The organism is Streptomyces sp. NPDC045778 (assembly GCF_056431945.1).
In genome coordinates this window covers 13604-27194 of the sequence record NZ_JBWKJZ010000050.1, presented here as the reverse complement: position 1 = coordinate 27194, position 13591 = coordinate 13604, and the positions used below count along the sequence as shown (strand labels likewise).

Here is a 13591-nt window from a genome sequence, read left to right as displayed (position 1 = left end):
CCCCGGCTCCCGGAGCCGCAGGAGACGCCGAAGCCGATGAATGACCTGATACACGTGGACACGTAGAGCGGAGAGGTGATCGATGAGCGTCGCGGGACCCCCCGGCCCCGTCATGGACCGGGACGAGGTGGACCGTGCCCTTGCCCGCCTCGACGCCGAACACGAGGCGATCGAGACCTCGCTCCTCGCCCTCCAGGACCACGCGGGCCGCCGCCTCCTCGAAGGCGCCCGGCTCACCGGCGCCACCCAGGAGCGGTGGCTCGGCGCCGAGCACCAGATCACGCTCCTGTGGACGTACTTCGACGCGTACGCGGCCACCCTGCGCACCGCGCGCGAGGTGCGCGAGCGCAGGCGCTGGCCGAACCGCGACGACCTGATGGAGCTGACGCTGCTCCTGCGCGGCGAGAGCGTCACCCTCGCGGGCGGGCCCGCCCCCTCGATCACGGGACCCGCCTCCTCGATCACGGGACCCGCCAAGCTCACCGAGCGGTTCACCCTCGAAGAGCTGGTCGCGCGCATGAACGACCTGTACGCGCACTCCCTGGACACGGTCGTCGCCGCCGACGCCGTCTGGTCGGCGCTGCCCGCCCGCATCGACCTGCTCGCCGCCGAACTCCAGCGCACCCGGCAGCTCGCGCACTCCGTGGGCGTGCGCCCCGGCGAGCACCCCTCGGGCGACGACCTGGAGAACATCACCCAGGAGCTGACCCTGCTGCGCGAGCAGGTGGTGTCCGACCCGCTGGCGTTCTGGCAGCCCGCGCCGGGCAGCTCGGCCCCCGGCGGCGGCCGCCCGCACACCGACCGCTACGACAACGCGGCCCGCGCCCTGGAGGACGTACGCCGCGAGATCGACGCCGTACTCACCGTCCGCCAGGACGCCGAGACCCGGCTCGGCAAGCTGCGCGACCTCCTGTCGCGCGCGGACCGCACCCTCGCCGAGGCCCGCTCCGCGCGCGGCGAGGTCCTCGCGAAGATCGCCGCGTCCGAGGTACCCGCCGTCTCCGGCCCGCCGACCGCCCTCCAGGAACAGCTCGCGACGGCCGCCGACTACCGCCGCAACGCCCAGTGGCACCGCCTCTCGCCGCTCCTGGAGTCCCTGGAGCAGAAGGCCGAGGACGAACTCCTGCGCGCCCGCGAGTCGCTGACCGCCGTCACCGCGCCGCTCGCGGTCCGCGCTGAGCTGCGCGGCCGCCTCGACGCGTACAAGGCGAAGGTCGCCCGGCACGGCCTCGCCGAGGACCCGTTCCTCATCGAGCGGTACGACGCCGCGCGCCGGATGCTCTGGAGCGCGCCCTGCGACCTGCGCGTGGCCGAGCAGGCGGTGCTGCGCTTCCAGCAGGCCGCCGCCGAGGCCCTTGCACCGCGGGTCCCGCAACCGGGCGGGCCCGTCGACCGGAGGGGGGACGCATGAGCGAGCACACGGCCCAGAAGCCGACGGGGCCGCGACCGTGCCAGCGGCCCGGCTGCACGGGCGCGTACGAGGACGTGGGCGGCGGCGAGCTGTACTGCGACACCTGCGGGCTCGCCCCGGTCGTCTCGCCGCACGGCATGGTGGGCTCGCCCGCGACCGGCGTCACCGGCGGCGGCAAGGGCTCGGCCGCGTCGGGCCGGTCCGCCGCCTCCCGCTCCACGCGCGGCAGTTCGCGCTCGTCCCGCTCCCAGTCCTCGCGCCGCTCGGTCTCCGGCCGCCTCTCGCGCTCCCTGTCGGGCCGTACGTCGTCGCGGTCGGTCTCCGTCCGCAGCTCGGGCACCTCAAGCGGCTCCTCGGCCCGCTCCCGGCTCGGCATGGGCCTGGTCGCCGTGCCGGGGGTACCGCGCCCCGACCCGCGCGGCGCGGTGCAGCGCGACCCGGAGGTGCCCGAGCGCAAGCGGTTCTGCTCGCGCTCCGACTGCGGCGCCCCGGTGGGCCGCGCGCGCGGCGACCGGGCGGGGCGCACGGAGGGCTTCTGCACCAAGTGCGGCCACCCGTACTCCTTCGTGCCCAAGCTGAACCCGGGCGACGTCGTCCACGGCCAGTACGAGGTCGTGGGCTGCCTCGCGCACGGCGGCCTCGGCTGGGTGTACCTGGCGGTGGACCGCGCGGTGTCCGACCGCTGGGTGGTCCTCAAGGGCCTGCTCGACACCGGTGACCAGGACGCCATGGCCGCCGCGATCGCCGAGCGCCGCTTCCTCGCCGAGATCGAGCACGCCAACATCGTGCGGATCTACAACTTCGTCGAGCACCTCGACCAGCGCACGGGCTCCATGGACGGTTACATCGTCATGGAGTACGTGGGCGGCAAGTCCCTCAAGGAGATCGCCAACGGCCGCCGCACCACGGCGGGCAAGCGCGACCCGCTGCCGGTCGAGCAGGCGTGCGCGTACGGCATCGAGGCCCTGGAGGCCCTCGGCCACCTGCACAGCCGCAACCTGCTCTACTGCGACTTCAAGGTCGACAACGCCATCCAGACCGAGGACCAGCTCAAGCTCATCGACATGGGCGCCGTCCGCCGCATGGACGACGCCGAGTCGGCGATCTACGGCACGGTGGGCTACCAGGCGCCCGAGGTCGCCGAGGTCGGCCCCTCCGTCGCCTCCGACCTGTACACGGTGGCGCGCACCCTCGCGGTCCTCACCTTCGACTTCCAGGGCTACACCAACGTCTTCGTGGACTCCCTGCCCGACCCCGACCACATCGAGGTCTTCCGGCGGTACGAGTCCTTCTACCGGCTGCTCGTCCGGGCCACCGACCCCGACCCGGCCCGCCGCTTCGCCTCGGCGCAGGAGATGTCCGAGCAGCTCACGGGCGTCCTCCGCGAGGTGGTCGCCCTCCAGAGCGGCCGCCCGCGCCCGGCGCTGTCGACGCTGTTCGGCCCGGAACTGAAGGTCACGGACACGGAGCTGTTCGGGCAGATCGAGGGCGAGGTCTCCCTTCTTGGTGCCGCTGCGGGCAATCGTCCCGCAGGGCGAGTGGGGCCTCCCCTGCTCGAGCGAAGCCGAGAGCTCGGGGAAGGGTGGGCACAGCCCGAGGTGCCCCGCGCCCGTGCAGCTGGGGCCCCCGCCGGAGAGGACACGGCCCCCGTACCCGTAAAGCCCCTGGACACCCCGGCCGCAGCCCTGGCCCTGCCCGTCCCCCGGGTCGACCCCGCCGACCCCAACGCAGGCTTCCTCGCAGGCCTAGTGGACTCCACGGGCGGCGGCGAACTCCTCGCCGCCCTGCGCGCGGCCCCCGCCCGCTCCGCCGAACTCCGCCTGCGCGAGCTGCGCGTCCGCCTCACCCTGGGCGAACACACCCTGGCCGCGGGCGCCCTTGAGTCCCTGGAGACGGACTACCCGGACGACTGGCGGGTCGTCTGGTACCGGGGCGTCGCCGCCCTCGCCACCGGCGACCACGAGCACGCGGCCCTGTCCTTCGACGCGATCTACGACGCGTTCCCCGGCGAGCCCGCGCCCAAGCTCGCGCTCGGCCTGTGCGCCGAGGTCCTCGGCCAACTGGACAACGCCGCCGAGTACTACCGCCTCGTGTGGACCACCGACCCGAGCTACGTCAGCGCCGCCTTCGGCCTGGCCCGCGTCCAGCTCGCCACCGGCGACCGCGCGGGCGCCGTACGGACCCTGGAGTCCGTACCGGAGTCGTCGATCCACTACACGGCGGCCCGGGTCGCGGCGGTGCGGGCCCGGCTGCGACGGCGTATGACGTTCGACACGGCAAAGGGCCCGGGCGCGGGCTTCCTCGACGACCTGACGGCCGCCGCGGGGCAGGTGGAGGCCCTCGCGGGCTTCGGCCTCGACGCGGTGCGCAGGGAGCACCTGTCGACCGAGGTGCTCGGCACCGCGCTCGACTGGGTACTCTCCGGTAGGCACTCTGGTCACGCTTCCGCCCCGTCGACGGCCTCCGGCGACCGGCACACGCGGACCGTACTGCTCGGCAGCGATCTGGACGAGCGCGGCCTCCGGTTCGGTCTGGAGCGCGCGTACCGGACGCTCGCCCGGCTCGCCCAGGGTGGCGAGGAAAGGATCGAACTGGTGGAGCGGGCAAACCGCTTCCGCCCCCGGACGTGGGTGTGAGGATGTCGGAAATGCACCAACCGGCGGCCCTGTCGACGTGCCCCAGCTGCGAGTGGCCCCTCGACTCGGGCGACCTGTACTGCGGCGCGTGCGGCTACAACCTCTCGGCGGCCCCGGTGTCACCGGACGACCGCCCCACGCTTGCGATCAACGGCTTGCCCCGCTCCGCCGCCGAGCCCCCGGCGGCGCCGCCCGCCGGGCCCGCCGCGTGGCCCGCCGCCCCCGGCGCCACGCTCGGCAGCCGGGGTGACATCGCCGCGAGCGAGACCCAGGACGCGGACGACGTGAGCGTCCGGGAGAGCGCCGACTCGCGGGACGGGCACGCCGGCCGCGCCGAGGCGCCCCAGTCCCCCCAGTCCCACGACTACCCGCTGCCCGCCCCCGACCCGCGCGCCGCCACCCCGGCGGCCGGGGCCGCTCAGGCCTCTGAGGCCGCTGAGGTCAAGCTCTGCGTCGCCTGCCGCGCGGGCAGCGTCGCGCCGGACGGCTACTGCGAGAACTGCGGGCACGCCCAGCCGCGCGAGCGCGACCACATGGAGCGGGAGCTGGACGCCGTCGCCGCCGTCAGCGACCGCGGCCTGCGCCACCACCGCAACGAGGACGCCTTCGCGATCTCCACGGCCGCCCTGCCCGACGGCTCGCCCGCCGTCGTCGCGATCGTCTGCGACGGCGTGTCATCGGCGACCCGCCCCGACGAGGCCTCGGCGGCGGCGTCCCGCGCCGCCGACGCGTCCCTGCGGGCGGCCCTGCCGCGCGGCACCCACCCGCAACAGGCCATGCACGACGCGATCGTCGCCGCCGCCGACGCCGTCAACGCCCTCGCCGCCGAGCCCGCCACGGCCCGCGAGCACCACCCGCACCAGAACGCGCCCGCCTGCACCCTCGTCGGCGCCGTCGTCACCGGCGGCCTGCTCGTCGTCGGCTGGGTCGGCGACAGCCGCGTCTACTGGGTGCCCGTCGACCGCACGGGCCCCGCCGTCCGCCTCACCGAGGACGACTCCTGGGCCGCCCAGATGGTCGCCGCGGGCCTGATGAACGAGGCCGAGGCCTACGCCGACGAGCGCGCCCACGCCATCACGGGCTGGCTCGGCGCCGACGCGTACGAACTGGAGCCGCACACCGCTTCCTTCAAGCCGGACCGTGCGGGTGTAGTGGTGGTGTGCACCGACGGCCTGTGGAACTACGCGGAGGCGGCCGAGGACATGGCCGCGGCCGTGCCCGCCGACGCCGCGCTGCGGCCGCTGCACAGCGCCCAGGTGCTCGTCGGCCACGCCCTCGACGGCGGCGGCCACGACAACGTAACAGTGGCGGTCCTGCCGTTCCCCGCCGCGTCGCGAGGGGCAGGATCGGCCTAGCGGTCCGGGCGCGACGCCGTCGCCGGCGCCGGGGCCCTCGTACGGCGCATGCCTCGACGGGCCGCCGTGCACCCGCACTTCATGCGTGCGCCCACACCGTGGGACCGCCGTGGGAACCGTCTCAGGGGGGAACAGCAACCATGGCCAATTTCTTCAAGTCGAGCGTCCCGCAGTTCACCGTCGACGTCTATCAGAACGAGTACCTTCCGGAGGGCGGCCGCGAGGTCAACGCGATCGCCACGGTGACCTCCACCGGCGGCGGCACCATCGGCTCCGCCGTCAGCGCGCCCCATCTGTACGCGGCGGGCCAGGGCCCGGACGCCGCCGTGGCCATCATGGTCGACTGCTCGGGCTCCATGGACTACCCGCCGACGAAGATGCGCGGCGCCCGCGACGCCACGGCCGCCGCCGTCGACGCCCTGCGCGACGGCGTGCACTTCGCCGTCATCGGCGGCACCCACGTCGCCAAGGAGGTCTACCCCGGCGGTGGCCGCCTCGCCGTCGCGGGCCCGCAGACCCGCGCCCAGGCCAAGGAGGCGCTGCGGAAGCTCAGCGCGGGCGGCGGCACCGCCATCGGCACCTGGCTGCGCCTGGCCGACCGGCTGCTCGCCTCCGCCGACGTGTCGATACGGCACGGCATCCTGCTCACCGACGGTCGCAACGAACACGAGTCGCCCGACGCCCTGCGCGCCTCCCTCGACGCCTGCGCGGGCCGCTTCACCTGCGACGCCCGCGGCGTCGGCACCGACTGGGAGGTGAAAGAGGTCACAGGCGTCGCCTCCGCGCTGCTCGGCACCGCCGACATCGTCGCCGATCCGGCCGGGCTCGCCGACGACTTCACGCGCATGATGGAGACGGCCATGGGCAAGGAGGTCGCCGACGTCAGCCTGCGGCTGTGGACCCCGATGGGCGTCGAGATCGTCTTCGTGAAGCAAGTGGCGCCCACCGTCGAGGAGTTGACCGACCGGCGCACCGAGGCGGGGCCGCGCGCCGGTGACTACCCCACCGGTTCCTGGGGCGACGAGTCCCGTGACTACCACGTCTGCGTCCGCGTCCCGGGCGCCGAACTCGGCCAGGAGATGCTCGCCGCCCGCGTCTCCCTGGTGGTGCCGCAGAGCGACGGCACCGCGCAGACCCTGTCCCAGGGCCTGGTGCGGGCCGTGTGGACGGACGACCTGTCGGCCTCCACCTCCATCAATCCGCAGGTCGCGCACTACACCGGCCAGGCCGAGCTGGCCCAGGTGATCCAGCAGGGCCTCGACGCCCGCAAGCTGGGCGACCTCGACGGCGCAACGGCCAAGCTGGGCCGGGCCGTTCAGCTCGCCAGTGCCTCCGGCAACGAGGACACCGCGAAACTGCTTTCGAAGGTGGTGGACGTCGTGGACGCCACGACAGGTACTGTTCGATTGAAGGCGCGCGTCGCCGAGGCCGACGAGATGACGCTCGAGACGCGCTCGACGAAAACCGTGCGCGTGAAGAAGTAGCACGAGCAGAAGTAGCACGAGCAAGCGACGTGTCCCTCGTCATACGACGGTACGGAGCGTCGTGATACGACGGCGCAGTACAGCTACGTCTGCCCGTACCGGACAAGCACCGCACACGGCCCTTTGGCCGGAGAAGGAGAGGGGGAAGCGCCGACATGCCGACCTGCCCGAACGGACACCAGTCGGGTTCCGACGACTGGTGCGAGGTCTGCGGTCACCGCATGGCCGGTGCCGTACCGCCGCCTCCCCCGCCGCCCCCGGCCGCCGGGTACGGCTACCCGCCCGCGCCCGGGCAGCCCGGCCCGCCGCCCGCTCCCGGCGGCGGTCGCCCGCACCCGGCCCCGGCGCCGGGGCGCGAGCCCGAGCTGTGCCCCCAGTGCCGCACCCCCCGCGAGGCGAACGCGCCGTTCTGCGAGGAGTGCCGCTGGAACTTCCTGACGAACACGGCGACGTCGTACACCCCTGCCGCGCCCAACCCGCCCCTGCCCACCATGCCCGGCCCCGGCCGGGGGCCCGGCTTCGACGGTCCTCAGGGCTCGGGCGGGCCGCACGGTCCTGGTGGGCCCGGCGGTCCGGGGCGGCCTGGCTTTGACGGGCCTGGCGGTCCTGGTGGGCCCGGCGGCCCCGGTGCGCCTGGCGGTCCTGGTGGCCCCGGTGGTCCTGGGCGTGCGCCGGGTGGTCCCGGTCCGTTCGGCGGGCCCGGTGGGCCCGGTGGCTCTGGCGCGCCCACGCCCGTCGGCCCGGGTGGTCCCGGAGCGCCCGGCGGTCCTGGCGCGCCTGGTGGCCCGGGTGCGCCCGGAGGCCGTGGGCCCTTCGGCGGTCCGGACGGGCCTGGCGGCCCGGGAGGCCCTGGCGGGCCGGGTGCGTACGGCAGCCCGGATCGTCCTGGTGCGTACGGCGGCCCCGAGGGCTCTGGCAGGCCGGGCGGCCCCGGTGGCCCTGGCGGCCCCGGTCCGGCGGGCGGCGCTGGGCCGTTCGGTGGCTCCGAGGGTCCCGGCGGGCCCGGTGCGCCCGGTGCGCCCGGTGGCGCCCGTCCCTTCGGCGAGGGTCCTGGTGGGCCCCGTCCCTTCGGTGAAGGCCCCGGTGGACCTGGCGGTCCCGGCGGTCCCGGTGGCCCCGGTGCATCCGGCCCCTACGGCGGCCCGAACGGCCCCGGTGGTCCCGGCGGCCCGAACGGCCCCGGTGGTCCCGGCGGCCCGAATGGCCCCGGCGGCCCCCGCCCCTTCGGCTCCCCCGACGGCCCCGGCGCCCCGGGTGGTCCGAGCACGCCCGAAGGCCCTGGTGGGCAGGGCGGACCTGGCGGACCCGGCGGCCCGGGCGGGCCCAACGGTCCTGGCCGCCCCGGCGGCCCCGCTGGACCCGGCGGCCCTGGCGGCCCCGGTGGCCCCGGCGGCCCTGGCGGTCCTGGCGGCCCGAACCCCGCCTCCCAGTTCCCCCCGTCCGCGGGCTCCGGCGGCCCCCAGGGCACCGGCCAGGACCCCTTCGACTACCAAGGCTCCCGCCCCTCGCAGGTGAACCGTCCCGCAGAGCCGATCCCGCCCTTCGGCGGCGGCCCGTCCGGCGGTCCGTCCGGCGGCCCCGGGGGCGGTGCGCCGCAGGGGTTCCAGCAGGGTCCCCCGGCGCCGCCCGCGTTCCCGCGCGAGACCGGTGCTCCGCAGGGGCCCCCGCCGCCCGGCCCCGGCCCGTCGGGGCCGCAGACCGGTGGTGACGACTGGGTCATCTCGCCGCCGTCGGCCGAGGCCCCCGGGCAGCCCGGGCAGGGCTTCCCGCCCCCGGCCCAGCCGCAGGGCCCGGCGAACTGGACCGCCACCGTCGGCCCCGACCGCGAGTACTTCATGGCGATGATGCAGCGCAGCGGCCCCGAGGCCGCGGGCCTGAACCTGCCCGCGTACTCGCCCGAGCAGCACCACCCCCTGGTCGGCAACCAGATCACGATCGGCCGCCGCCGGCACTCCACCGGCGACACCCCCGACATCGATCTGTCCGTGCCGCCGGAGGACCCGGGCGTGTCCCACCAGCACGCGATGCTGGTCCAGCAGCCCGACGGCGGCTGGGCGGTCGTCGACCAGAACTCGACCAACGGCACCACGGTCAACGGCGGCGAGGAGCCCATCCAGCCCTTCGTCCCCGTCCCGCTCCAGGACGGCGACAAGGTGCACGTGGGCGCCTGGACGACCATCACCGTCCGCCGCGACTGACCCCACCGCGCGCTCACACCCCGAAGGGCCGTACGCCCGCCGTCACAGCGGCCAGGCGTACGGCCCTTCGGGGTCGTCCAGCCACGCCCACGCGTACTCCCCGCTGACCGTCACCCCGAACCGCTCCCGCACCGGCCGCCCCTCCCGCTGCCACAGCGCGAGCGCCTCGTACGGATCCAGCGTCCCGGCCGTCAGTTCCAGCAGGAAGCGGAACAGCTCACTCTGGAGCGCCCTGCGCGGCAGCCCTCCCAGATGCGGCTCCCGCTCCACGCGGCCGCTGCCGCCGCGCAGCGGCACGAAGTACGCGGGGGTGTGCAGGAACCGCCCCTCCGCGTGCGCGGCGTCCCGCACCCGCAGCGCGATGAGCCCCGTCGCGAGCGGCGCGAGCACCAGAGCCCCGGGCCGGCACTGCGCCAACCACGGCCTCGGCACCGAGTTCAGCGTGCAGGTCGCGACGATCCGGTCGTACGGCGCCCCCTGGGCGCATCCCGCGGCCCCGTCCCCGGTGACGACGGTGGGCCGGTACCCGGCCGCGGCGAGGTGCCGCCGCGCGGACTCGGTGATCTCCGGGTCCAGGTCGACGGTCGTGACGTGGCCCTCCCCGAGCCGGTGCGCGAGCAGCGCCGCGTTGTAGCCGGTGCCGGCCCCGATCTCCAGGACGTCGTACGGCCCTCCGTCGCCGACCTGTAGCTCCACCAGCATCTTGGCCATGAGCGAGGGCTGGCTGCTGGAGGAGACGAGGTCACCGTCCCGCACCCGCGTGGCCAGCGGCGCGTCCGCGTACGCCCCGCGCAGCCATCTGGCCCGCCGCACCGGATCGGGGTCCTCGCCCCACAGCCGCTCGTAGCCCCCGGCCACGCTCACGTAGTAATAGGGCACGAACACGTGCCGCGGCACCGCCTCGAACGCCTCCCGCCAGCCCCGGTCGCCCTCGAAGGCGCCGCCCGCCTCGATGTCCCGCACCAGAGCGGCCCGCGCCTCGGCGGCGGCGACGGGGTCGGGTTCGTCCCTGAGCGGAGCTTGCGCACCCATACCCCCACTGTGCTGCTCCCCGCCCGCCGATGCGAGCGGTCCTAAGCCTTCCGTCCTCGGCCGCGGCGTCTGAGACCATGGACACGTGAATGAGATCCCGCGCGGCACGCTTCAGGAGCAGACCTTCTACGAACAGGTCGGCGGCGAGGAGACCTTCAGGCGCCTGGTGCGCCGGTTCTACGAGGGAGTCGCCGAGGACCCGCTCCTGCGCCCCATGTATCCCGAGGAGGACCTGGGCCCGGCCGAGGAGCGCCTCGTGCTGTTCCTGATGCAGTACTGGGGCGGCCCCCGCACCTACAGCGACAACCGCGGCCACCCCCGCCTGCGCATGCGCCACGCGCCCTTCACCGTCGACCGCGCCGCCCACGACGCCTGGCTCACGCACATGCGCGCGGCGGTGGACTCCCTGGACCTCTCCGCGGAGCACGAGCGCACGCTGTGGAACTACCTGACGTACGCGGCGGCTTCCATGGTGAACACCCCGGGCTGACGGCCCCCGCCGCCGAGCGAGCGCTCACACAGGGCTGACGGCCAGGGCTCCGGCCCCGGCCCGCCGCAGCGCCACGGACCCGTACGGCGTACGCAGCCGCAGCCACACCCCCGCCGCCAGCAGGTCGAGGGAGTCCCCCCGCAAGAACCCCAGGGACTGTGCCGCGTGCGCGGCCCGCACGGGCAGCCCCGTGCCCGGCACGACCCGGGACCAGATCTCCCGGCCCACCCGGTCCAGCTCCGCCCGAACCCTCCGCTCGGGCGCCAACTCCTCCACCCGAGCCCGGAATTCCGCCACGGCCCCCCGCACCAGGGCCCGCACCTCGGACGCGGCCGGGAGCCCCGGAACCCGCTCCCAGCCGCCCCGGGGCGGCAGCACACCGGCCCACGGCGGCCCGGTCACGGCGGCGGGCACGGCAGCCGTGCCCGCCGTCCCCGCCGCCTCCGCCGACTCCCCCACGGACTCCAGGAACTCACCCGCGGACACCGTCACGTCGAGCGAGGTGTCCAGGCCGTCCTCGTACGGCTTGGCGAGCCGCGCCGTCCGGATCGCGAGGACCTCGAACGACGGCGGCCGCCCGAACACGGCGAGCGTCTCCCCCGCCGCCTGCAACCGGACCGCCGCCGCCTTGTCGTAGTGGACCAGGCGGGCCAGGAAGGCGGCCACGTCCGCCGCCTCCCCGGGGTCCACGAAGTGCAGCCGCACGGTCATGCGACCAGCGCCTCCGCACCACCGGAGCTGTCGTCCTGGTACTCCTCCAGGACCGCGCGCTCCTCGGCGGTGATCCGCCGCGGCCGCTGCGCCCGCAGGTCGAACGGCACGACGACCGTCGTCGCCCGCACGTACACCTGCCCACCCGGCTCGGGGTCCTTGATCTCGTACGAGACCGTCAGCGAGGCGGCGCCTATCTTCGTCACCCACGTCTCGACGGTGACCGGCTCGTGCCGGTGCACCAGCGGCCGCAGGTAGTCGATCTCGTGCCGCGCCACCACGGACCCGCCGGAGAAGGACGGGCCCTCGTCCGACGAGAGCCGGAACATGAAGTCGATCCGCGCCTCTTCCAAGTACCGCAGGAAGACCGCGTTGTTGACGTGCCCGAAGGCGTCCATGTCCGACCACCGCAGTGGGCAGCTGTACAGATGACGGGCCATGTCAGCCCCGGGTGAGCTTCTTGTACGTGGCGCGGTGCGGCCGGGCCGCGTCCGGGCCGAGGCGCTCGATCTTGTTCTTCTCGTACGACTCGAAGTTGCCCTCGAACCAGAACCACTTCGACTCGCCCTCGTACGCCAGGATGTGCGTGGCGACGCGGTCGAGGAACCAGCGGTCGTGGGAGACGACCACGGCGCAGCCCGGGAACTCCAGGAGCGCGTTCTCCAGGGACGAGAGGGTCTCGACGTCCAGGTCGTTGGTCGGCTCGTCGAGGAGCAGCAGGTTGCCGCCCTGCTTGAGGGTCAGCGCCAGGTTGAGGCGGTTGCGCTCACCACCGGAGAGCACGCCCGCGGGCTTCTGCTGGTCCGGGCCCTTGAAGCCGAACGCGGACACGTAGGCACGCGAGGGCATCTCGACCTGGCCGACGCTGATGTAGTCCAGCTCGTCGGAGACGACCGCCCACAGCGTCTTCTTCGGGTCGATGTTGGCGCGGCCCTGGTCGACGTAGGAGATCTTGACCGTGTCGCCGACCTTGATGTTGCCGGAGTCCGGGGTCTCCAGGCCCTGGATCATCTTGAACAGCGTGGTCTTGCCCGCGCCGTTCGGACCGATGACGCCCACGATGCCGTTGCGCGGCAGCGTGAAGCTCAGGTCGTCGATGAGCACCTTCTCGCCGAAGGCCTTGGAGAGGTTGTTGACCTCGACGACGATGTTGCCCAGGCGGGGGCCCGGCGGGATCTGGATCTCCTCGAAGTCCAGCTTCCGCATCTTGTCGGCCTCGGCGGCCATCTCCTCGTAGCGGGAGAGTCGCGCCTTGGACTTCGCCTGCCGCCCCTTGGCGTTGGAGCGGACCCACTCCAGCTCTTCCTTGAGGCGCTTGGCGCGCTTGGCGTCCTTCTGGCCCTCGACCTTGAGGCGGGTGGCCTTCTTGTCGAGGTACGTCGAGTAGTTGCCCTCGTACGGGTGGGCGCGGCCGCGGTCCAGCTCCAGGATCCACTCGGCGACGTTGTCCAGGAAGTACCGGTCGTGGGTGACGGCGACGACGGTGCCCGGGTACTGCGCGAGGTGCTGCTCCAGCCACTGCACGGACTCGGCGTCCAAATGGTTGGTGGGCTCGTCGAGGAGGAGCAGGTCGGGCGCCTCCAGGAGGAGCTTGCACAGCGCGACGCGGCGGCGCTCACCACCGGAGAGGTTGGTGACGGGCCAGTCGCCGGGCGGGCAGCCGAGGGCGTCCATGGCCTGCTCGAGCTGGGTGTCCAGGTCCCACGCGTTGGCGTGGTCGAGGTCCTCCTGGAGCTTGCCCATCTCCTCCATGAGCGCGTCCGAGTAGTCGGTCGCCATCAGCTCGGCGACCTCGTTGAACCGCTTGAGCTTGTCCATGACCTCGCGAGCCCCGTCCTGGACGTTCTCCAGGACGGTCTTGGACTCGTCGAGCGGGGGCTCCTGGAGGAGCATGCCGACGGTGTAGCCGGGCGACAGGAACGCGTCACCGTTCGACGGCTGCTCCAGACCCGCCATGATCTTCAGCACCGTGGACTTACCGGCGCCGTTCGGACCCACGACACCGATCTTCGCGCCGGGCAGGAAGTTCAAGGTGACGTCGTCGAGGATCACCTTGTCGCCGTGCGCCTTGCGCGTCTTGCGCATGGTGTAGATGTACTCAGCCAAGAGAAACCGTCCGGCAATCAGTGTGTGGGCAGATACACCCCATCTTGCCGTACGGCTACCCCCCGGAGAAAACCGGATAGCCGTGCGGCCCGCCAGGCCCGGGGCGCCGCCCGCGCGGGGCGGGGGCGGCGGGTCCGGGGCCGGGTGCTCTCGCCGTGACCGGGTGGT

At 74.2% G+C, this 13591-nt stretch carries 10 protein-coding genes; 6 read left to right on the top strand and 4 right to left on the bottom strand.

Annotated features, from left to right (window positions below; all coding sequences use genetic code 11):
* Nucleotides 1–82: 82 nt before the first annotated feature.
* From AC07GB_RS37285 to AC07GB_RS37265, 5 genes are all read left to right on the top strand, one after another.
* Complete coding sequence (locus tag AC07GB_RS37285; RefSeq protein ID WP_478853559.1) at nucleotides 83–1411, top strand: coiled-coil domain-containing protein; 1329 nt, start codon at nucleotides 83–85, stop codon at nucleotides 1409–1411.
* The gene (locus tag AC07GB_RS37280; RefSeq protein WP_478853557.1) at nucleotides 1408–4047 is read left to right on the top strand and encodes a serine/threonine-protein kinase; all 2640 of its coding nucleotides are present in this window, start codon (nucleotides 1408–1410) and stop codon (nucleotides 4045–4047) included. Before AC07GB_RS37285 ends, AC07GB_RS37280 begins: the two co-directional genes overlap by 4 nt.
* Nucleotides 4048–4049: 2 nt before the next feature.
* A complete protein-coding gene (locus AC07GB_RS37275; RefSeq protein ID WP_478853555.1) occupies nucleotides 4050–5402 on the top strand; it encodes a protein phosphatase 2C domain-containing protein in 1353 nt (450 codons plus the stop codon).
* 140 nt (nucleotides 5403–5542) lie between these two features.
* Nucleotides 5543–6886: a vWA domain-containing protein gene (locus AC07GB_RS37270; protein ID WP_478853553.1), complete on the top strand. Its 1344-nt coding sequence runs from the start codon at nucleotides 5543–5545 to the stop codon at nucleotides 6884–6886.
* Nucleotides 6887–7041: 155 nt separating this feature from the next.
* The gene (locus AC07GB_RS37265; RefSeq protein WP_478853551.1) at nucleotides 7042–9084 is read left to right on the top strand and encodes an FHA domain-containing protein; all 2043 of its coding nucleotides are present in this window, start codon (nucleotides 7042–7044) and stop codon (nucleotides 9082–9084) included.
* A gap of 42 nt (nucleotides 9085–9126) precedes the next feature.
* On the opposite strand, the gene AC07GB_RS37260 is transcribed toward AC07GB_RS37265, so the two are convergent.
* The gene (locus AC07GB_RS37260; protein WP_478853549.1) at nucleotides 9127–10116 is read right to left on the bottom strand and encodes a methyltransferase domain-containing protein; all 990 of its coding nucleotides are present in this window, start codon (nucleotides 10114–10116) and stop codon (nucleotides 9127–9129) included.
* Nucleotides 10117–10201: 85 nt separating this feature from the next.
* Between AC07GB_RS37260 and AC07GB_RS37255 the strand changes: the two genes are divergently transcribed.
* Nucleotides 10202–10606 carry a globin gene (locus AC07GB_RS37255; protein ID WP_478853547.1) on the top strand — a complete coding sequence of 135 codons (405 nt, stop codon included), beginning with the start codon at nucleotides 10202–10204 and terminating at the stop codon, nucleotides 10604–10606.
* A 24-nt stretch (nucleotides 10607–10630) separates the two neighbouring features.
* Here AC07GB_RS37255 and AC07GB_RS37250 read toward each other — a convergent pair whose 3' ends face one another.
* The 3 genes from AC07GB_RS37250 to ettA are packed head-to-tail and all read right to left on the bottom strand — an operon-like array spanning nucleotide 10631 to nucleotide 13423.
* Nucleotides 10631–11317 (bottom strand): DUF8185 domain-containing protein, encoded by a 687-nt coding sequence (locus tag AC07GB_RS37250; RefSeq protein WP_478853545.1) that lies wholly within the window; start codon nucleotides 11315–11317, stop codon nucleotides 10631–10633.
* Nucleotides 11314–11757: an acyl-CoA thioesterase gene (locus AC07GB_RS37245; protein ID WP_478853543.1), complete on the bottom strand. Its 444-nt coding sequence runs from the start codon at nucleotides 11755–11757 to the stop codon at nucleotides 11314–11316. The genes AC07GB_RS37250 and AC07GB_RS37245 overlap by 4 nt, the downstream gene beginning before the upstream one ends.
* A gap of 1 nt (nucleotide 11758) precedes the next feature.
* The gene (ettA, locus tag AC07GB_RS37240; protein ID WP_478853541.1) at nucleotides 11759–13423 is read right to left on the bottom strand and encodes an energy-dependent translational throttle protein EttA; all 1665 of its coding nucleotides are present in this window, start codon (nucleotides 13421–13423) and stop codon (nucleotides 11759–11761) included.
* Nucleotides 13424–13591 lie beyond the last annotated feature (168 nt).